This is a genomic window from Streptomyces sp. H27-D2, assembly GCF_035828615.1.
Classification (GTDB): domain Bacteria; phylum Actinomycetota; class Actinomycetes; order Streptomycetales; family Streptomycetaceae; genus Streptomyces.
Genome location: NZ_JAYMZR010000012.1, coordinates 80,795 through 100,168, shown reverse-complemented (window position 1 = coordinate 100,168; position 19,374 = coordinate 80,795). Strand labels below are relative to the sequence as shown.

The 19,374-nt window shown below is 72.0% G+C and carries 17 protein-coding genes and 2 pseudogenes; 10 read left to right on the top strand and 9 right to left on the bottom strand.

What is annotated here, in order from left to right:
- Together QMK28_RS07880 and QMK28_RS07875 are read left to right on the top strand one after the other, a co-directional pair.
- Positions 1–228 (top strand): annotated as a pseudogene (locus QMK28_RS07880) (cobalt ABC transporter ATP-binding protein); the annotation flags it as partial.
- Complete coding sequence (locus QMK28_RS07875) at positions 225–1,100, top strand: ECF transporter S component (protein ID WP_326436285.1); 876 nt, start codon at positions 225–227, stop codon at positions 1,098–1,100. The pseudogene QMK28_RS07880 and the gene QMK28_RS07875, both read left to right, overlap by 4 nt.
- Before the next feature lie 148 nt (positions 1,101–1,248).
- Here QMK28_RS07875 and QMK28_RS07870 read toward each other — a convergent pair whose 3' ends face one another.
- The gene (locus tag QMK28_RS07870) at positions 1,249–2,418 is read right to left on the bottom strand and encodes a steroid 3-ketoacyl-CoA thiolase (protein ID WP_326436284.1); all 1,170 of its coding nucleotides are present in this window, start codon (positions 2,416–2,418) and stop codon (positions 1,249–1,251) included.
- A gap of 222 nt (positions 2,419–2,640) precedes the next feature.
- On the opposite strand from QMK28_RS07870, the gene QMK28_RS07865 reads away from it, so the two are divergent.
- From QMK28_RS07865 to QMK28_RS07855, 3 genes are all read left to right on the top strand, one after another.
- A complete protein-coding gene (locus QMK28_RS07865; protein WP_326436283.1) occupies positions 2,641–3,885 on the top strand; it encodes a cytochrome P450 in 1,245 nt (414 codons plus the stop codon).
- Between the two features lie 37 nt (positions 3,886–3,922).
- Complete coding sequence (locus QMK28_RS07860; protein WP_326436282.1) at positions 3,923–4,687, top strand: MerR family transcriptional regulator; 765 nt, start codon at positions 3,923–3,925, stop codon at positions 4,685–4,687.
- Positions 4,688–4,909: 222 nt separating this feature from the next.
- Positions 4,910–5,032, top strand: coding sequence for a hypothetical protein (locus QMK28_RS07855; RefSeq protein ID WP_326436281.1), 123 nt, complete (start codon positions 4,910–4,912; stop codon positions 5,030–5,032).
- A 191-nt stretch (positions 5,033–5,223) separates the two neighbouring features.
- Here the strand turns inward: QMK28_RS07855 and QMK28_RS07850 are convergent, their stop codons facing one another.
- From QMK28_RS07850 to QMK28_RS07835, 4 genes are all read right to left on the bottom strand, one after another.
- Positions 5,224–7,260: a bifunctional glycosyltransferase 87/phosphatase PAP2 family protein gene (locus tag QMK28_RS07850; protein WP_326436298.1), complete on the bottom strand. Its 2,037-nt coding sequence runs from the start codon at positions 7,258–7,260 to the stop codon at positions 5,224–5,226.
- A 308-nt stretch (positions 7,261–7,568) separates the two neighbouring features.
- The gene (locus QMK28_RS07845; RefSeq protein WP_326436280.1) at positions 7,569–8,306 is read right to left on the bottom strand and encodes a hypothetical protein; all 738 of its coding nucleotides are present in this window, start codon (positions 8,304–8,306) and stop codon (positions 7,569–7,571) included.
- Positions 8,303–8,992: a hypothetical protein gene (locus QMK28_RS07840; RefSeq protein WP_326436279.1), complete on the bottom strand. Its 690-nt coding sequence runs from the start codon at positions 8,990–8,992 to the stop codon at positions 8,303–8,305. The genes QMK28_RS07845 and QMK28_RS07840 overlap by 4 nt, the downstream gene beginning before the upstream one ends.
- 179 nt (positions 8,993–9,171) lie before the next feature.
- Positions 9,172–11,682 carry an MDR family MFS transporter gene (locus QMK28_RS07835; RefSeq protein WP_326436278.1) on the bottom strand — a complete coding sequence of 837 codons (2,511 nt, stop codon included), beginning with the start codon at positions 11,680–11,682 and terminating at the stop codon, positions 9,172–9,174.
- Positions 11,683–11,867: 185 nt separating this feature from the next.
- On the opposite strand from QMK28_RS07835, the gene QMK28_RS07830 reads away from it, so the two are divergent.
- Both QMK28_RS07830 and QMK28_RS07825 read left to right on the top strand, forming a co-directional pair.
- A complete protein-coding gene (locus QMK28_RS07830) occupies positions 11,868–12,962 on the top strand; it encodes a peptidoglycan-binding protein (protein ID WP_326436277.1) in 1,095 nt (364 codons plus the stop codon).
- Positions 12,963–13,112: 150 nt separating this feature from the next.
- Entirely contained in the window at positions 13,113–13,808 is a 696-nt protein-coding gene (locus QMK28_RS07825) for an HAD-IA family hydrolase (protein WP_326436276.1), read from the top strand.
- 167 nt (positions 13,809–13,975) lie between these two features.
- On the opposite strand, the gene QMK28_RS07820 is transcribed toward QMK28_RS07825, so the two are convergent.
- The 4 genes from QMK28_RS07820 to QMK28_RS07805 form a co-directional block, all read right to left on the bottom strand.
- Positions 13,976–14,185 (bottom strand): DUF397 domain-containing protein, encoded by a 210-nt coding sequence (locus QMK28_RS07820; protein WP_326436275.1) that lies wholly within the window; start codon positions 14,183–14,185, stop codon positions 13,976–13,978.
- Positions 14,169–14,366 carry a Scr1 family TA system antitoxin-like transcriptional regulator gene (locus QMK28_RS07815; RefSeq protein WP_443050573.1) on the bottom strand — a complete coding sequence of 66 codons (198 nt, stop codon included), beginning with the start codon at positions 14,364–14,366 and terminating at the stop codon, positions 14,169–14,171. The genes QMK28_RS07820 and QMK28_RS07815 overlap by 17 nt, the downstream gene beginning before the upstream one ends.
- Before the next feature lie 153 nt (positions 14,367–14,519).
- Positions 14,520–15,101, bottom strand: a complete 582-nt coding sequence (locus tag QMK28_RS07810; protein WP_326436274.1) for a TMEM165/GDT1 family protein — start codon at positions 15,099–15,101, stop codon at positions 14,520–14,522.
- A gap of 309 nt (positions 15,102–15,410) precedes the next feature.
- Positions 15,411–16,166, bottom strand: coding sequence for an ABC transporter permease (locus tag QMK28_RS07805; RefSeq protein WP_326436297.1), 756 nt, complete (start codon positions 16,164–16,166; stop codon positions 15,411–15,413).
- Between the two features lie 431 nt (positions 16,167–16,597).
- On the opposite strand from QMK28_RS07805, the gene QMK28_RS07800 reads away from it, so the two are divergent.
- The 3 genes and pseudogenes from QMK28_RS07800 to QMK28_RS34220 form a co-directional block, all read left to right on the top strand.
- Entirely contained in the window at positions 16,598–17,266 is a 669-nt protein-coding gene (locus QMK28_RS07800; protein ID WP_326436273.1) for an HNH endonuclease family protein, read from the top strand.
- 74 nt (positions 17,267–17,340) lie between these two features.
- Positions 17,341–19,137, top strand: a complete 1,797-nt coding sequence (locus QMK28_RS07795; RefSeq protein WP_326436272.1) for a DUF7800 domain-containing protein — start codon at positions 17,341–17,343, stop codon at positions 19,135–19,137.
- A 158-nt stretch (positions 19,138–19,295) separates the two neighbouring features.
- A pseudogene (locus QMK28_RS34220) lies at positions 19,296–19,340 on the top strand (hypothetical protein); the annotation flags it as partial.
- Between the last annotated feature and the right edge of the window lie 34 nt (positions 19,341–19,374).

The following is a 19,374-nucleotide window of genomic DNA, read 5'->3' as shown; positions in this document are numbered from 1 at the left end:
GTGTCCTCCCCCGCGTTCGCTCCCCAGGTCGCCAAGATCCTCGCGCCGCTGCCGTGGCTGACCGTGCCGCAGGTGGCGCGTGCGCTGGGAGTAGCACCGACGTCCGGGCCCGCGTACGCCCCCGGCGAGCCCGCCGGGGGCGTACGCCCGGCCGAGGAGCCGGCCGCAACCACCGAGGGCCCGGACGGAACCACCGGCGCGGCCGGGGACACAGGGGCCCCGGCATGAGGAGCCTGCCCGTCCGGCGGAGCCCGGAGCCGACCGCCCCCCACCCCGCATCCCACCCCGACCGCCAGGTCAAAGCGATCCGCCTCGGCCCGCGTTCCATCGCAGCCCTGGCGCTCATCTCGGCCATCGGCGTCGTCGCCTTCGGCTGGCCGCTGCTCGCCGAGTCCTCGTCCGGGCTCGCGCACTCCAGCGACGCGCCCTGGCTGTTCGCCGTGCTGCTCCCGCTGCTGCTCGCGGTGGTCGTCGCGACCATCGCCGACACCGGCCTGGACGCGAAGGCCATCGCGATGCTGGGCGTCCTGGCGGCGGCGGGCGCGGCGCTGCGTCCGCTCGGGGCGGGCACGGCGGGCATCGAGCCGATGTTCTTCCTGATGGTGCTGTCGGGCCGGGTGCTCGGCCCCGGCTTCGGGTTTGTGCTCGGCTCGGTGTCGATGTTCGCCTCGGCGCTGCTGACCGGCGGGGTCGGCCCGTGGATGCCGTTCCAGATGCTCTCGATGGGCTGGGTCGCGATGGGCGCGGGCCTGCTCCCGGGACCGCACCGGCTGCGCGGCCGACGCGAGTTGCTGCTGCTGGCGGGGTACGGGGCCGTGGCCTCGGTGCTCTACGGCACGATCATGAACCTCCAGGGCTGGCCGTACATCGGCGGCCTGGCCACCGGCGTCTCCTTCGTCCCCGGCGACGCGCTGCCCGAGAACCTCGCCCGGTTCGTCGCCTACTGCCTCGCCACCTCACTCGGCTGGGACCTCCCGCGCGCCGTGGTGACCGTCGTCCTCACGCTCGCCCTCGGCGGCACAGTCCTCAAGGCCCTGCGCCGCGCGACGCGGCGGGCAGCTTTCGAGGCGCCGGTCACCTTCGACGCGTCGAAGCCGTGACGATCGCAGCAGCGGCAGCCAGCCGGGCGGACTCCGCCGCGGCCTTCGAGATCCGGATGGTCAACCGTGTCTTCGCCGTAGCCATGCGCCGACAGTAGCGATCACCAGCGATCCGCCGCCAGCCATGGCCACGGCCCGACGACCACAGTCACAGCCGCTGAATAATCGTCCCCGTAGCCAACGCCCCACCCGCGCACATCGTGATCAGCGCGAACTCCTTGTCCCGCCGCTCCAGCTCATGCAGCGCCGTCGTGATGAGCCGCGCGCCCGTCGCGCCCACCGGGTGGCCGAGGGCTATCGCGCCGCCGTTGACGTTGACCTTCTCCATGTCCTGCTCGAAGACCCGGCCCCAGGAGAGCACGACGGCGGCGAACGCCTCGTTGATCTCCACGAGGTCGATGTCCTTGAGCGACATCCCCGCCTTGCCGAGCACCGCCCGCGTCGCGTCGATCGGCCCGTCCAGGTGGAAGTGCGGGTCGGAGCCGACCAGCGCCTGGGCGACGATCCGGGCCCGGGCTTTGAGTTTCAGGGCGCGGGCCATCCGCTTGGACGCCCAGAGCACCGCGCACGCGCCGTCGGAGATCTGCGAGGAGTTGCCGGCCGTGTGGATGGCGGTGGGCATCACCGGCTTCAGCCCGGCGAGGGCTTCCATGCTGGTGTCGCGCAGCCCCTCGTCGCGGTCGACGAGCCGCCACATGCCCTGCCCGGCGGCCTGTTCCTCCTCGCTCGTGGGGACCTGCACGGCGAACGTCTCGCGTTTGAAGCGCTCCTCCGCCCACGCGCGGCCCGCCCGCTCCTGCGAGAGCAGCCCGAGCCCGTCGACGTCCTCGCGGGTCAGGCCGCGGTGCCGGGCGATCCGTTCGGCCGCCTCGAACTGGTTGGGCAGATCGACGTTCCACTCGTCGGGGAACGGCTTGCCGGGGCCGTGCTTGGAGCCGCTGCCCAGCGGCACCCGCGACATCGCCTCGACCCCGCAGCCGATGCCGACGTCGATCACGCCGCCCGCGATCATGTTGGCCACCATGTGGTTGGCCTGCTGCGAGGACCCGCACTGGCAGTCCACGGTGGTCGCCGCCGTCTCATACGGCAGCCCGCACGCCAGCCAGGCGTTGCGCGCGGGGTTCATGGACTGTTCGCCGGCGTGCGTGACGGTGCCGCCGACGATCTGCTCGACGCAGTCCGGCTGGATGCCGCTGCGCGCCAGGAGTTCGCGGTAGGTCTCGCCCAGCAGATAGGCGGGGTGCAGATTGGCGAGCGCGCCTCCGCGCTTGCCGATCGGGGTGCGTACGGCTTCGACGATGACGGGTTCCGCGGCCATGGCTCGTCCTCTCCTCGCGTCCCCGGGGCGTCCCGGCACCCCTGGACAGAACTAGTACGCGTTCTAGTTCTCTCCGCAGTCTTATGAACCGGACCCCGGGGGCGCAAGGGGCGTGCACGAGTACATGTCCGCAACGGATGCCGCGCGACCCCTTGCCTCTTGTGGAACTCGTCACTACCTTCTGGGCCATTATCTGATGGACCGTCAGACCTGGAGTCGCCGATGTCCTGCCCAGCGCTGCCAGAAGGCTTCGACTTCACCGACCCCGACGTGTACCAGCACCGCGTTCCACTCCCGGAGTTCGCGCTGCTGCGGCAGACCTCGCCGGTGTGGTGGAACGCCCAGCCGCACAACCTCGCCGGCTTCGAAGACGACGGCTACTGGGTCGTCAGCCGCCACGAGGACGTGAAGGAGGTCTCGACCAAACCCGAGATCTACTCCGCCACCCTCAACACCTCGATCATCCGCTTCAACGAGCGGATGACCCGCGACCAGATCGAGGTGCAGCGGCTGATCATGCTGAACATGGACCCGCCCGAACACACCCGGGTCCGCCAGATCGTCCAGCGCGGCTTCACCCCACGCTCCATCCGCGCCCTCGAAGACACCTTGCGCAGCCGCGCGCACGCCATCCTGGAAGCCGCGAAGGCGGGCGCCGGGACCGACGGCAGCGGCGACTTCGTCACCGACATCGCCTGCGAACTCCCGTTGCAGGCCATCGCCGAGCTGATCGGCGTCCCGCAGCAGGACCGCGCCAAGATCTTCGCGTGGTCCAACAAGATGATCGGCTACGACGACCCCGAGCTGGCCATCACCGAGGAGGTCGGCGCCGAGGCATCCATGGAGCTCATCTCGTACGCGATGAACCTCGCGGCGGCCCGCAAGGAGTGCCCCGCGAAGGACATCGTCAGCCGGCTCGTCGCCGCCGAGGACGAAGGCAACCTCGGCTCGGACGAGTTCGGATTCTTCGTGCTGCTGCTGGCCGTCGCCGGGAACGAGACGACGCGCAACGCGATCAGTCACGGCATGCACGCCTTCCTCACCCACCCCGAGCAATGGGAGCTCTACAAGCGCGAGCGCCCCGACACCGCCGCCGAGGAGATCGTCCGCTGGGCCACCCCGGTCGTCTCCTTCCAGCGCACCGCCACCCAGGACACGACGCTCGGCGACGCGCACATCAAGAAGGGCCAGCGCGTCGGCATCTTCTACTCCTCCGCCAACAACGACCCCGAGGTCTTCGAGCGTCCCGAAGCCTTCGACATCACCCGCGACCCCAACCCGCACCTGGGCTTCGGCGGCGGCGGTCCGCACTTCTGCCTCGGCAAGAGCCTCGCCGTGCTGGAGATCAACCTGATCTTCAACGCCATCGCCGACGCCGTCCCGGACATCAAGCTGCTGGACGACCCCCGACGGCTGCGCTCCGCGTGGCTGAACGGCATCAAGGAGCTCCGGGTCCAGTACGGATGACCCCGGCCCGACACGCCCGGACTCTAGAATCCCGGGCGTGAAGCACGCACAGGAGTACCGCATAGAGGAACTGGCCCGCGCGGCCGGCGTCAAGGTGCGCAATCTGCGGTACTACCAGGAGCGCGGCCTGCTCCCCCCACCGCGCAGAGCGGGCCGGATCGCCTGGTACTCCGAGGACCACCTCGCCCGGCTGCGGCTCATCGCGGACCTGCTGCGCCGGGGGTACGCGGTGAGCGGCATAGCGGAGCTGCTCGCGGCCTGGGACCAGGGCAGCGGCGTCGATGAACTGCTGGGCCTGGAACGGGCGATGACACAGCAGTGGTCCCAAGAGGAGCCGGTGGTCATCGATTTCGGCGAACTCGCGGCGCTGTTCGGCCACGGCGCGTCCGAGGCCGACATCGCGCGCGCCGTCGAGCTCGGCTACATCAGCATCGACGGCGACACCGTCACCCATGTCAGCCGCCGCCTGCTCGACAGCACCCTCGCGCTGGTCAACGAAGGGGTGCCGCTGGCGACCGTGCTGGAGGCCGGGCAACTGGTGCAGACGTACGCGACGGCGCTGGCCGACCACTTCGTCGCGATCATCCGCGCCCATGTGCTGGGCGAGCTGGGCCTCAAGCACCTCCCGCCGGCCGAGGTGCAGCGCATCGCGGAGGCGGTGGCGACGCTGCGCCCGGTGGCCGGTGACGTGGTGAGCGCGGAGTTCTCCCGCGCCATGGAGCGCCGGGTGGGGGCGGAGTTCGGCGAGATACTGAGCGGCGCCCAGGAGAGCGGCCGGGCGGACGGAACCGCCGGGCAGTAGGCGACAAGGGGCGACAGCAGGCTGAAAACAGTCCGTCCCAGTACCTTGCCAAGGGTCACTGGCGGCCATAACCTCAACCTCGCCAATGACGGTTGGCATCTTCGACGCGGCCAACTGACGTCACTGCAAACACAGTTGACGTGATGTCACTTCGCACGGCTCGACTCGCACGACTTCATTCCCAACGGCGCGCCGTCCAAGCTCGGCTTCACCAACGCGAGCGTGCCGGTCAAGGTCGTCGGCGGCTTCGGCTGCCCGACGAGCGCCACCACCTCGATCTTCAACGCCACCTACAACGTCACCGACGTGACCGCGCCGGGCACCCAGATCACGGTCTCCAGCTGAACCGGGGCCCTCGCACAGCCGGACCGCCGACCACCCACCGGACGGCCCGGCCGCACCACCGCCTGACCGGCTTTCCTCCCGACCGTCCGGCTGCCTGTCCACCACCAGTGCAGCGGATCATGGTGGCGCCCGCGAAAGATTCCACTGCGGCGCGGGCGTCATCCCCGGGTATCCGCCGGCCGGTCACGGCACTACGTCGCCGCGTCCACGCTCACCGGCCGGTCCCGGTCCGCCACCGGCCCCGCCCCCGGATCGGCATCCGGATCGAGGCGCGAACCCGCCGACTCACCGACCGATTCCTTGCGTCGCGGCCCCGTAAGCACGTACTGGAGCGCGAAGCCCGCGCCGACCACGACCGCTCCGCCGACCGCGTCGAGCACATAGTGGTTGGCCGTGCCGACGATCACCAGGGTGGTCATCAGCGGGTAGAGGAACCCGGCGACCCGCAGCCACATCCACGGCACCAGCAGCGCGAAGACGACCGCGCACCACATCGACCAGCCCACATGCAGCGAGGGCATCGCCGCGTACTGGTTCGACACCTCGGTGAGCGCGCCGAACTCGGGGCTGGCGAGGTCCTGCGTGCCGTGCACCGTGTCGATGAAGCCGAGGCCGGGCATCAGCCGCGGCGGGGCGAGCGGGTAGAACCAGAAGCCGATCAGGGCCAGCAGCGTCGCGAAGCCCAGGGCGGTGCGCGCCCACCGGTACATCGCGGGCCGGCGGATGTACATCCAGGCCAGCAGCGCCAGCGGGAACAGGAAGTGGAAGGTGGAGTAGGCGAAGCCCATGAAGCTCTGCACCGACGGCATCCGCACCACCAGGTGGTTGAACCAGTGCTCCACGTCGATGTGCAGCCAGCGCTCCAGGTGCACGATCTGCCAGCCGTGCTGCTCCGCCGCGTCGCGCGCGCCGCCCGCCGGGAGCCGTACGGCCGAGTAGGCGGAGTAGCCGACCCGTATCAGCAGCAGCTCCAGCAGCAGGTTCGGACGGTTCAGCGTCTGCCGCCAGAAGCGCAGCAGCGGCACCCACGTGAAGCGGCCCTGTACGGGCTTCGCGACCCGCTTGGGCACCGGACGCGCCCACTCCGGTGCCGTACGTGGCACGAACGGCACCAGACAGGCCGCGGCCACCGCCAGCAGCAGCGGGGCGTTGGCGCTGATGTCCCGCAGGAACACGATGTTCGGCATCAGGGCGCCGCTGTTGACGGTCATCACCATGATGACGAGCACCGGCCAGACGAGCCGGTCGGCGCCGCGTCGTCCGACCCTGCCGACCACGGCCAGCAGGACCCAGAGCAGCTGGTGCCGCCAGGCCGTCGGCGAGACGGCCACCGCGACGCAGCCGGTCAGCGTCACGGCGAGCAGCAGCTGACCGTCGCGCGCGTAGGTCACCGCGCGGCGCAGTCCCAGGCCGACGACGGCCACGGCGAGGACGCCGAGCAGGATGAGTTCGAGGGGCCCCTGGAGGCCGATGCGCAGCAGCAGGCCGTGCAGCGACTGGTTGGCCAGGCTGTCCGCGGGCTCGCCCAGGCCGACGCCCGCGACGTGGTGCACCCAGTAGGTCCACGAGTCGTGCGGCAGCGCCGCCCAGGCCAGCGCCGAGAGTCCGGCGAAGGTGCCGCCGGCCGTCAGCGCCGCGCGCTTGCGGCCGGTGAACCACAGCAGCGGCGCGAACAGCAGCACCGCGGGCTGCAACGCGGCGGCCAGTCCGATGAGGACTCCGGCCCGGTGTTCCGAGGACACCCACAGACAGCCGAGCAGCACGAGCAGCACCGGGATGACGCTGGCCTGCCCCAGCGAGAAGGCGTTGCGCACCGGCAACGACAGCACCAGCAGGCTGATGGCCACCGGAACGGCGGTCAGCGACGCCCGCCGTGAGATGGGTCCCGGCAGGGCACGGGCCGCCACCACTCCCAGCACGGCGACGAGCAGCAGCGTGCCGAATGTCCAGACCACGCCGAGGCTCTGCTCCGCCGCCCGGGTCAGCGGCTTCAGCACCAGCCCCGCGAAGGGCGTGCCGGTGAACTGGTCGGTGTCGTACAGCGAGCCCGCGACATGCAGGACGCCGTTCTCACCGGTCCAGGTCTCCAGATCGGTGAGCCGTTCACCCGGCGGCAGCCGCAGCACCGCCGCGGCCTGCCGCGCCGCGAGGAGTCCTGCGAGCAACCACAGACCCGCTTGTACTACGAAGCCCCTTGTTCCGGCCTCCGCCCCTACGGAATTCCCTATTGGGCCGCTCTTCGGATTCGCCACGCCTCGCCGGCCCTCCCGCCGCTCCCACAGTCACACCTGACGTACGGAGGCTCGCACCGCCCTGATGAACAGACGTAGGAAACCACTGCTTCACCTGGCCGCCGCGTCAGTTTAGTCCGAAAGCCCGCGCGCTCGGCCGGTGCCCTCCCGTATCCGGTGTCCGGTTGGCGGCGTTACCTCCCCCGGCGGCGCGGCGGCTGTCGGCCGGGCCGGCCGACAGCGAGGTGGGGCGAGCCGGATCGCCGGATCGCCCCATCACGTTCACGCTCCGTACCCGCGTCCCGTCAGACGTTCAGCAGCCGCTCCACGAGGTCGCGGTAGCGGCGCAGCGCCACCCGCAGTTCTTCGGTCTCGGTGTGGCCGCTCTCGCTCCTGGCGGCGCCCTTGCCATCGCCTCGCCATCCCGTACGGAGGCTGCTGCGGCGCTGCGCGATGACGTCGGCCAGCCGGGCCGCGGTCTCCTCCAGCGCGGCGTCGGCCTCCTCGACCGATCGCCTGGGCTCATCGACGAAGCTGTTGACGGCTTGTTGGAGCCGGAGCGAAAGCTTGTCGCGCTCGCCCTGCGGGAGTACGGGTGCGCCTTCGGCGGAACGGGGGCCTTCGGAGCGGGCGGCGCCTGGTCCGGTGCTACCGCTACCGCTGGGGTCGGATCGCGGGCCGGGGATGCCGCCCTGGCCGTCGGTGGACCGCTCGCCGACTGCCCGCTCGCCGACGCCGCGCTCCCCGAAGCCGCGGTCTCCCGCTGCCCGTGCGGGCATGTCCCGGTCGGAGGCCGCACCGCGCTCGGCGACCTCGCGCTCGGTCGCGTCCCGTTCGCTGAAGCCGGGCGAGCCCGGGGAGTCGAAACCGGGCGAGGCGAAGCCCGGCGAGTCGAAGCCGGGGCCGTCGCCGGATCCGCCTCCGGACGGGGGCCGCTGATCGGGCCGGCCGGGCTGTCCCGCCGCTCCGGTCCGTCCCGCTTCTCCCTGCTGCCCCGCTTCTCCCGGCTGTCCCGGCTGTCGCTGCTCGTCGTACTCGTTCATCGGGCGTCACCCTTCCTGCTGTCCCGGCTGTCCCGGTGGTGCGATCCCCACGGCGCGTGGAGCCGGCCGGCGGACCGGCCGCCCTGCGCACGCGGGGTTTGCGGTTCGGTGCCGGGGCCGGGGCCCTGCCGATGGCGGCCCGAGTCCTCCGGCTTCGCCGTGACCAGCTCCTCGAAGAGCTCGCGGGCGCTCACCACGGCCGCGCGCAGCTCCTCCGTCTCCGCCCGTCCGTCCCGGGCCCGCCCCGCCACGTCGTGCACCTGCCGATAGCCGTGCACATGGTGCGCGTGGTGCACGGACAGCGCGGCGACCTGCTCGCCGTAGGCCTCGGACGGATAGCCGCGGTCGTGGACCAGACGGCTGATCAGCAGATCCGCCTCGGCCACCGCCTTCGCCGGCGAGTCCACGAACTGCTCCTGGACTCCGGCCCATTGGGCCACGTACTGCTCCCGCGCCTCGACCGGCAGGGGCAGCACCCGCAGATCACCGTGACGCCGCACCCGCTCGTTGAGGTCCTGCTCCGCCGCCTTGGTGTCACCGTCGTGCCGGGCGACCGTACGGTCGTACTCCGGCCCGAAGCGCTGCCGCAGGTTCGGTCCGCCGGAAGCCCTCGTCCGTACGAATACGATCACGGCGATGAGCACGACGGCGGCGACTATCAACGTGATGATCACGCCAGTGGACATGACTCGCCTTCCGCAAGTGGCCCCTTGTTCAGGGCTGTTGCTCACCGAGTTGCCGGGTCTCGCCCAGCCAAACGTCCAGTGGCCTTGATCAACGGCGGGAGGCCGTTCCGCTCCCGTGCCCGCCACCTCTCCAGTCCCGTGCCCGCCGCCGCTCCGGCCCAGGGCCCCCACCGCTCCGCTCAGTGCCTGGCCACCCGCGTGGACCGCTTCGCGTCGCCGTTGTACGGCCGCTCGCCGTCCGAGCCGCACATCTCGGCGGTCAACTCGTGTACCAGCTCGACCAGATCCGTGGACCGGCCGGGCTGCCACCAGTCGCCGAGCAGCTCCGCGAGCGACGCCGCGCGCGCCTGGGCGAGCTTGGCGGCGACCTCGCGGCCCCGGTCGGTCAGTACGAGCGGCATCCCGTCGCGCACCGCGAGGCCCCGCTCCTCGACCTGCCGGGCCGCCGCGCCGACGACGCCGAGCGGCACCAAGCTGCGCTCGGCCAGCAGCGCGGGATCCACCGAGCCGAAGCGGTTGATGCGCAGCAGCAGCCAGCTCGCGGAGGGCTTGAGGTCGTACCCGGCCCGTTCGGTGATCTGTTTGTAGAGGTCGGCCCGGCCCTCGCGGCTGCCGAGCGTGGACAGCGCGCGGCACACCTCGTCGTGGGAGGAGCGTTCGACCGGGTTGCTCGCGAGGGTCTCGGTGACGTCGGGGGCGGTGACGCTGCGGCGCAGCGGGTCCTCCTTGAGGAACCAGGACAGCGCGAAGGCGATGAGCACGACGGGCGCGGCGTAGAGGAACACGTCGGTGATCGAGGACGCGTAGGCGTGCAGCACTCCGGGGCGCAGGGCCCCGGGGAGGCCCTGAATCGTGCGCGGGTCGGATTTCAGCGCGTCGACGCTCACGCCGGGCGGCAGCGGCTTCCCGGCGAGCGCGTCGCCGAGCTTGTCGCCGAGCCGGCTGGTGAAGATCGTGCCGAAGACGGCGATGCCGAACGAGGCGCCGATCGAGCGGAAGAAGGTCGCGCCCGAGGTGGCGACGCCCAGGTCCGCGTAACTCACGGCGTTCTGCACGACGAGCACCAGCACCTGCATCACCAGGCCGAGGCCGAGGCCGAAGACGGCGAAGTAGGCGCTCATCTCGCCGGTCGAGCTGTTCTCGTCGAGCTGGTGCAGCAACAGCAGGCCGACGGTGGTGACGGCGGTGCCCAGCACCGGGAAAATCTTCCAGCGGCCGGTACGGCTGACGAGCTGCCCGGAGACCGTGGACGAGACCAGCAGGCCCAGCACCATCGGCAGCATGTGCACGCCCGACATGGTCGGCGAGACGCCCTGCACGACCTGGAGGAACGTCGGCAGATAGGTCATCGCGCCGAACATCGCGAAGCCGATGACGAACCCGATGACCGAGCAGAGCGCGAAGGTCCGGATCCGGAAGAGCTTCAGCGGCAGCACGGGCTCGGCGGCCCGCCGCTCCACGGACACGAACGCGACCAGCAGCACCAGCCCCAGCACCCCGAGCCCGATGATCTGCCAGGAGCTCCAGGGCCAGCTGACGCCGCCGAGCGAGGCCATCAGCACCAGGCAGGTGGCGACGGCGGCGATGAGGAAGGTGCCGAGGTAGTCGATGGTGTGCTTGGTCCTGCGCACCGGGATGTGCAGCACGGCGGCGATGACGAGCAGCGCGATCGCCCCGACGGGCAGGTTGATGTAGAACACCCAGCGCCAGCTGAGGTGGTCCACGAAGAGCCCGCCGAGCAGCGGCCCGAGCACACTGGTCATGCCGAAGACCGCGCCGAACAGCCCCTGGTACTTACCGCGTTCGCGGGGCGGCACGATGTCGCCGACGATCGCCATCGACAGCACCATCAGCCCACCGCCGCCGAGCCCCTGGAGCGCGCGGAAGCCGATCAGCTGCGGCATGTTCTGCGCGAGTCCGCAGAGCGCGGAGCCGACGAGGAAGATGACGATCGCGCCCTGGAAGAGCCTCTTGCGCCCGTACTGGTCGCCGAGCTTGCCCCACAGCGGGGTCGCGGCGGTCGCGGCCAGCATGTAGGCGGTGACGACCCAGGACAGATGCTCCATGCCGCCGAGTTCGCTGACGATCGTCGGCAGCGCGGTGGAGACAATGGTCTGGTCGAGCGCGGCGAGCAGCATGCCGAGCAGCAGCGCGCCGATCGCGATCAGGACGCTGCGCTGGGTGTGCCCTTCGCCGGGGAGCGGGGCGGTGGCGGCCCCGGTGTCCGGGGTGCCGCCGGTGGCTTCGGGGCGGGCCTGGGCTTCGGTGGCGGCTGCCTGGCCGGCCGGGCCCCCGGTCTCGGCTCCGTGGCGGGCCTGGCCTTCGGTCTCGGCTCCGTGGCCGGCCGGGCCCCCGGTACCGGCTTCCGAACGGTCAGGGCTGCCCGTGTCGGCGGGGCTGCCCGTGTCGGCGGGGCTGCCCGTGTCGGCGGGGCCGGATGAATCTCCCGTACCTCCCGTACCTCCCGTACCGCCCGCAGCGCCTGTGCCGACGGGCGCGTCGGCGCTGCCGGGGCCGGCCGGCTCCCCCGTACCGCCGGGGTGCTCGCTGCCGCCCGTACCGCCGGGCTCGTCGGCGTTGCCGGGCTCAGCCGGCTCCCCCGTACCGCCGGGACGCCCAGTCCCGCCCGCCCCGCCCGCCCCGCCGGAGGCACCCGCGCCGCCGTCCGGCCTACTCGCGTCCTGCGCCATGGACGCCTCCTCGGGTCCGACCTGCCGCTGAGCCGCTGAGCCGTGCCGCCCAGCCGACCATACGAAGCCATCCTTCATGCTTTGGGCCGTTACGTCCCGCTGAGCGCGGCCATCGGCGGCAGGCGTGGTGTTCAGGACCGGTCCGCCTCTGCATAATCGCTGGCATTCGAGGGAGGGGTCCCACAGTGACGGCTCAGCGCTGCCCGGAGTGCGGCACACAGCGGGACGCGGACGGCAATGCCGGCTGCGAGTGCCCGATACCGACGACCGCCGCGAGCGGCGCCGGCGGCGCGGCGGAGCGCGCGGAGGCCATCGCCGCCGCCGAGGATTTCGATCCGCTGCGCATCCGCCCGTACGTCACGCTGCCGGAGTACCCGGCCGCTGAGCCGACAGCGGGACCCGAGCCCGGCACGGAGCCGGGGCCAGGGCAGGGACAGCGGCCAGGACCCGGCGCGGAAGCGCCGACCGCCGCGATGCCCGCGTTGCCGGCGACCGGCTTACCGCCGTCGGCCGCCACCCCGCTCGCGGGCACGGCCGACAGCCCCCGCCCCGCCGACATCGGACTGTTCGGCGACGTCCCGCCGCCCCTCGGCGGGACGTACGAGGACTACGGGGACGACGGGGAGGACGGGGAAGCGGAAGGCGACGGCGCGGCCGACGATCCGGCGCTCCGGCGACGCGGGCGGCTCCGACGCAAGAGCGTGATGGCGCTCGCCGTGGCGGCGGTCGTCGCGGCCGTGGTCGGCGCGGGCGTCCTCGTCGTCGAGTTACTGCCCGCTAGCGAGCACGGCCCGCGAGCGCTGCCGGACGAGCGGGCGAGCGTGCCGCGCGCGGCGCCGTCCACCGAGTCCGAAGCCTCCGCGCCGGGTGTGGTCCAGCCGCTCGGCTCCCCCACGGCCGCGCCGTCCGGCCCCGCGAGCCCGAGCGCCGCCGCCACCAGCGCCGAGCCCTCCCCCTCCGCGACCCCGACGCCTTCGGCCAGTCCCAGCGACTCCGCCTCGGGCCGGCCGACCGGGACGGCGTCCGGTGATCCGGACGACGGCGCGGAGTCCGGAGCGGCAACCCTGAGCGAGGGCGCGAACGGCCCGGCCGTCACCGACCTCCAGCGGCGCCTGAACCAGGAACAGCTCTACACGGGCGAGGAGGACGGGGTGTTCGACGCGGAAGTACGGGAGGCGGTGCACCGCTACCAGTTCTCGTTCAACGTGCGGGGCGACCGCACCGGCGACTACGGCCCGAACACCCGCCGCTCGCTGGAATCCCGCACGGACGGCTCCTAGCCCCGGCTGCACCGGTTCCTGACACCCCGGACTCCCGCACTTGGCTTACGCCGCTTTATTTTGTATCGTGAAGGAACAAAGTGGTTCCGCCCATGATCCCTGACCCGTGGGCGGAGCCACTTGTCTTCCCATCGCTCTGGAGTTCGCCCGATGACGGCCACCGCTTCCCTCACCGCCCGTGCCCTGCTCCTCGACATGGACGGCACGCTCGTCAATTCCGACGCGGTGGTGGAACGCTGCTGGCGGCGCTGGGCCGAGGACCAGGGGCTCGACCCGGCCGACGTCCTCAAGGTCGTCCACGGCCGACAGGGCTACGCGACCATGGCCGTGCTGCTCCCCGAGCGTCCGCTTGAGCTCAACTACGCGGACAACCGCGTGATGCTGGCCCAGGAGACCGCCGACACCGACGGCGTCGTAGCGATCCCGGGCGCCCCCGACTTCATGGCCACCCTGCGCGGCCCCGGTTCGCGCGACGCTTTCCCGCACGCGCTCGTCACCTCGGCCGACGCGGGCCTCGCCCGAGCCCGGATGGACGCGGCCGGGCTGCCGATGCCGCGCGTACGGATCACCGCGGAGAGCGTGGGCGCGAGCAAGCCGGACCCCGAGGGCTTCCTCAAGGGCGCCGCCGAACTGGGCTTCGCTCCCGAGGACTGCATCGTCTTCGAGGACTCCGAGGCGGGCATAGCGGCCGGCCGCGCCGCCGGGATGCGAGTGGTCGGCATCGGCCCGCGCGCCGCGGTGCACGCTCCCACGGCGCACGTGGACACCCTGGAGCAGATCCGGATCGAGGCCACGGACGACGGCGGCCTGCGGCTGCACATCAGCGACCTGGGCGAACCGGCCTGACGGCTTGGCTCGGCCGCGTACTGCCGGACCGCCTGCCCCGCGCCGCCGGATGGTCGCCCGACAGGCGGCCTCGCCCTCACGCTCCGCCAGTTCAGCACCCGATGAGCACGGCGCCCCGCTACTGGCTATCTGCCGCTAGCAGGGCGCCTCTCGTCGTCGCGACGAAATCAGACGTCGAACTGTCCGCCCTTGACTGCCGAGACGAACGACGACCATGCCTCTGTGGTGGGCATGAGCGCCGGGCCTTCTGTCGCCTTGCTGTCCCGGACCGGCACCACACCCCGGTAGCCGTTAGCCACCTCGACGCAGGCAGATTGTCCATTGCTGAAGCTCGACTTGGACCACACCGCGCCCGTCAGATCAACGTTGTTGTTCATAACTCCCTGCCACCTCGGAGATAAGGCGTTGTGACGCCTCGACGAGGTGCCCCAACTTCCCTGCCATTACAGCGTTTCCCTCAACAGGGCGTCGCAACACGGCCTCGTTGAGCATCAGACGCAGCGCGGGCGGGTCGGCTGCCCGGGTGAGCAACGCCTGCCTCGCGATGCGCAGCCGCACCCGACGCGCCGGACGACCCCGTGCGGCTCAGTTGGCCCCGGACAGGCTGAGGCGGCATCCGTACGAGCATCCGGCCCGCTCAGCCGCCCGCCCCAGCCGGCCCTACGGGCCGGACCCCCACCCGCGCCCGCCCGGACCCGCATCCGGCCCCGCTCAGCCCGCCACCGCCTCATACAGACTGAACGCCGCCAGCGCGATCATCACGCAAGCCGCGACCTTCGTGATCAGCTTGAGCGGCACGAACTTCATCAGCGTCCGGCCGCCGAGGATTCCGATGCCCGCCACCGCCCACAGCGCGAGCACCGCGCCCAGGCCGACCGAGACCGGGTCGTCGTAGCGGGCCGCGAGGTTCGCGGTCATGATCTGGGTCAGGTCGCCGAACTCCGCGGCCAGGATGAGCATGAAGCCCGCTCCTGAGACCTTCCAGAAGCTCTCGTCGGCGGGCTTCTTGACCTCTTCCTCGCCGTCGTCCTTCTTGAACAGCAGCACCGCCGCGCCCGCGAGGAACAGCACGCCCACGACCGCCTGCACGAGGCGGTGCGGGAGCTGGGCGAGCAGGCTGCCCGCCGCGATGGCGAGCACGACGTGCACGACGAAGGCCGCGGCGACGCCGACGAAGACGTACGAGGCGCGATAGCGGGTGCCGAGCATCAGCCCGGCCAGCGCCGTCTTGTCGGGTAGTTCGGCCAGGAAGACGACGCCGAAGACGAGCGCCGTGATGCTGATGCTGAGCACTGGAGTGGATTCCTCAATCGGTCGGGGACGCCGCACCGAGAGTCGTGAGTCCTTCCGGGGAAGGGGTCGCTTCGGCACGGCAGCGTCTGGACACTGCGGCCGAAGGTCTCGCTGGCCCGCTCCGTACGGAACGTGTTTCCGTATCGAACACGTACGGAAACCGGCCTCCGGGCGCCGGCCCGGTCCCTCACGAGGAGGGATCGAGCAGTATGTCGACGGTCCGGCGAAGAGCTACTCCCCTTCTGCTGCGGACCAGAATACGCGATCGGCGCGGCCGCCGGTCAGGGACGTGAGTCCCACCGGCCGCCGCTATCCCCCCTCGCGGTGCAAGCGCCCGCGCGCCACCAGTTCCAGCACCAGCGCGACCGCCACCGCCTGCACCGCCATCAGCGCGACCAGCACGAACAGCTGCACGGCCCCCGCCAGCAGCGGCGACGCGCCGCCGAGCAGCATGCCCACGAACGCGCCGGGCAGCGTGACCAGGCCCACCGTCCGCGTCTGGTCCAGGCCGGGCAGCAGCGCGTCGGAGGCGGCCGGGCGGGCGATCTCCAGCCGGGCCTCGTGGTCGAGCAGGCCGAGCGCCATGCCCGCCTCGACCTCGCCGGCCCGGGTCGTCAGCTCGTCCAGCGCCCGCCGCCCGGCGAGCACCGTGACGGTGAGCGCGCCGCCGATGAGGATGCCGGTGATCGGGACCAGCGCGATGCCCTTGACCGGGACCAGGCCGGTGAGCAGCAGCGCCGCGACGACCGGCAGCACTCCGGCGCCGATCGGCAGCGCCGCCCACCACCAGGTGCTGTTGCGCGTGACGCGGCGGCCCGCCGTGCGTACGGCGACGGCGAACATCAGCGCGATGAAGGCCAGCAGCAGCGGGACGGAGCGCACCACCCAGCCGATGAGGTAGGAGACGGCGGCGAGCTGGAGCGCGGCGCGCAGCCCGGCGAGGACGATGGGGCGGGCGTAGCCGGCACCGCGGCCGTCGGCCAGCCGCGCGTAGGCGGCGGTGCCCGCGGCGGCCACGAGCAGGGCCGCGAGGACGATGCCGAGGGTGGTGTCGACCGGCAGCAGGGCGTCGGCGGCGAGGGCCGGGTGAGCGGCGGGGGCCGCTGCGGTGACGGGGGTGGCGGACACCGGGCCACCCTACGGTCGGCAGGGCGCGTGCGGCCGGTACGCCAACTCATTCGCCCGCATGGCCTCATGGCGACCCGTCAGCTCCGGCTCGTCAGCTCCGGCCCGGTGGATACCGCCCGGTGGATGCGGCCCGGTGGTTACCGACCATCAGATACGCCCCGGTGGATACGGGCCATCAGATCCGGCCCGGCAGATATCGGACGGCGCGCACCCGAACGGGCGCACCCCCTTGTCTTGGCATGCTCGCGTCGCCACTCTGTTACCTGGCACCCACCCGCCGGTAACCCGGCGCCGACACGATGGCGGCCCACCGGGCCTCGCCCGGCCGCCCGATGACACCTCCACACCCCCACCACGAGGGAGTTCGTATGTCCGGTCTGCGCCTCACCCCCGCTCCGCGCTCGGTCTACGCGCGTCGAATAGCGGTCGGCGGCGGGCTCGCCGCGCTGCTCGGCACCTTGCTGCTGGGCGGCTCGGCGGCGCAGGCGTCACCGCCCGCGCCGCCGAGCGCCGCCACCGCCCGCACCTATCTGGGCCAGCTGACGGTGAAGACCGAGGGCTCGATGGACGGCTACAGCCGGGAGAAGTTCCCGCACTGGAGCACCCAGAGCGGCGCCTGCAACACCCGCGAGGTCGTGCTGAAGCGGGACGGCAGCAACGTCCAGCAGGACAGCGCCTGCGCCGCGACCAGCGGCAGCTGGTACTCGGAGTACGACGGCGCGACCTGGACCGCCGCCTCCGACGTCGACATCGACCACGTCATTCCGCTCGCCCAGGCCTGGCGCTCCGGCGCGAACAGTTGGACCACCGACCGGCGCAAGAGCTTCGCGAACGACCTCACCCATTCCCAGCTGATCGCCGTCACCGACAATGTCAACCAGGCGAAGGGCGACAAGGACCCCGCCCAGTGGATGCCGCCCCGCGCCGCTTACACATGCACGTACGTGCGGATGTGGGTCGGCGTCAAGCACACTTATGGCCTCACGGTCGATTCGGCCGAGAAGAGCAAGCTGCAGAGCCTCCTCAACAGCTGCTGACCGGCTGTCGCTGGAATCCGCCGCGCTCTCCTCCGCCGTTCCGTACCGTTCGGGGCGACGGAGGGAGGGCCGGGGTGGCAAAGCTGCGTCTGGGGCCATTGCTGCGGTACGTCGACTGGGAAACCGGGGACAACGCGACGATCTGGGTCGAGACCGACCGCCCGTGCGAGGTCGAGGTGGCCTGCGCGGACGGCGATGAGGACGACGCCGGCGAGGGCGGCGCCGGACCCGGCGGCGGTGACGCGGATGTCGGCGCGCGCCCCGGCGGGAGGGGCGCGGGCGGCTGCGGCAGGACCTGGCAGGTCGCCGGACACCACTACGCGCTGGTCCCGGTCACCGGGCTGCGCCCCGGCCGCGACGTCCCGTACCGCGTGCTGCTGGACGGCGCGCAGGTGTGGCCGCTCGCCGACTCGCCCTTTCCGCCCAGCACGATCCGCACGCCCGCCGCCAGAGGCGACGACACGGCCGACGGGGCCGGCCCGGAGACGGTGCGCGTCGCGTTCGGCTCCTGCCGCTGGGCCACGCCGCCGGCCGACAGCTCGCACGACCCGGTGGGCCCCGACGCGCTGGACACGCTCGCGAAGCGGCTCGCCCAGGACCCGGGCGCGGACCGGCCCGACGTCCTGGTCCTGCTGGGCGACCAGGTGTACGCGGACGAGACCTCGGCCGCGACGCGCGGCCGGATAGCGGCCCGCCGCGACATCGACGAGCCGCCGTGGGACCAGGTCGCGGACTACGAGGAGTACTCCCACCTGTACTACGAGTCCTGGCTCGACCCGGAGGTCCGCTGGCTGCTGTCCACCGTGCCCAGTTCCATGATCTTCGACGACCACGACATCATCGACGACTGGAACACCAGCGCGGCCTGGCTCAGCGAGATCCGCTCGACCTCGTGGTGGCACGAGCGGGTGCTCAGCGGGCTGATGTCCTACTGGGTCTATCAGCACCTGGGGAACTTCTCACCCGCCGAACTGGCGGCCGACAAGCTGTACGCGCAAGTGCGCGCGGCGGCCGACGGCACCGACCTGGTACGCGAGTTCGCCGCCCTCTCCGACAGCGATCCGGCCTGCGCGCGCTGGAGCTACCGCCGCGACTTCGGCCGGGTCAGGCTGGTCATGGTCGACACCCGGGCGGCCCGGGTGCTCGAAGAAGGCGACCGGTCGATGCTCGACGACGGCGAGATGGAGTGGGTCCGCGACCAGCTGCTGACCGACCACGGCGGCTACGACCACCTGCTGATCGGCACCTCGCTGCCCTGGCTGCTGCCGCCCGCCATCCACGACGCGGAGGTCTGGGACGCCGCGCTGTGCAACGGGGAGCGCGGGGCGCGCTGGGCCCGGATCGGCGAGAAGATGCGGCAAGGGGCCGACCTGGAGCACTGGGCGGCGTTCCCCTGCTCCTTCGCCTGGCTCACCGCGCTCATCGCGCGGGTGGGCAACGGGCCGAACGCGCCGGCGACGATCTGTGTGATGTCCGGCGACGTGCACCACGCCTACATCGCCGAACCGCACTGGCCCGGCGGCGCCGGGGCGCAGCCGCGCAGCAGAGTGCTGCAGCTGACCTGCTCGCCCGTGCACAACAGCATCCCGAGGTCGATACGGCTCGGCTTCCGCTTCGGCTGGAGCCGGGCGGGCCGCTGGCTCGGCCGCGCGCTGGCCCGGCACGGGCGGGTGCCGCGGCCCGTGATCGGCTGGCGCAAGACGGGCGGCCCGTGGTTCGGCAACCAGCTGATGACGCTGACGCTGCGCGGCCGGCATGCCGATCTCCGCCTCGACCAGGCCCGCCGCAAGGGCGAGTCCGACGACCGGCTGGTCGGCGTGCTGAACAGGAGACTCACCCAACAGGGAGATCCATCTCACAACGGAGGTTGACATTCCGGACAGGGACTCTGCTCCTGGGCACCGGCCGGTGATGATGGTGCGCGCCATCGCAGCACCCGCTACGCACCGCGCCTGTCCCGGGAGAGAACACCTTGGCCGGAGAGCACCACGCCATAGCCATCGTCGGCGCGGGCCCGCGCGGAACCAGCGTGCTCGAACGGATCTGCGCCTCGGCGCCGGAGCTGGCCCCCGGCGACCGGCTGACCGTGCATCTGGTCGACCCGTCCC

Excerpts from the sequence above, each read along its gene's own strand:
- QMK28_RS07820 (WP_326436275.1), bottom strand. The coding sequence starts at position 14,185 with ATGAACAACAACGTTGATCTGACGGGCGCGGTGTGGTCCAAGTCGAGC.
- QMK28_RS07840 (WP_326436279.1), bottom strand. The coding sequence starts at position 8,992 with ATGTCCACTGGCGTGATCATCACGTTGATAGTCGCCGCCGTCGTGCTC.
- QMK28_RS07865 (WP_326436283.1), top strand. The coding sequence starts at position 2,641 with ATGTCCTGCCCAGCGCTGCCAGAAGGCTTCGACTTCACCGACCCCGAC.
- QMK28_RS07835 (WP_326436278.1), bottom strand. The coding sequence starts at position 11,682 with ATGGCGCAGGACGCGAGTAGGCCGGACGGCGGCGCGGGTGCCTCCGGC.
- QMK28_RS07825 (WP_326436276.1), top strand. The coding sequence starts at position 13,113 with ATGACGGCCACCGCTTCCCTCACCGCCCGTGCCCTGCTCCTCGACATG.
- QMK28_RS07870 (WP_326436284.1), bottom strand. The coding sequence starts at position 2,418 with ATGGCCGCGGAACCCGTCATCGTCGAAGCCGTACGCACCCCGATCGGC.
- QMK28_RS07800 (WP_326436273.1), top strand. The coding sequence starts at position 16,598 with ATGTCCGGTCTGCGCCTCACCCCCGCTCCGCGCTCGGTCTACGCGCGT.
- QMK28_RS07875 (WP_326436285.1), top strand. The coding sequence starts at position 225 with ATGAGGAGCCTGCCCGTCCGGCGGAGCCCGGAGCCGACCGCCCCCCAC.
- QMK28_RS07845 (WP_326436280.1), bottom strand. The coding sequence starts at position 8,306 with ATGAACGAGTACGACGAGCAGCGACAGCCGGGACAGCCGGGAGAAGCG.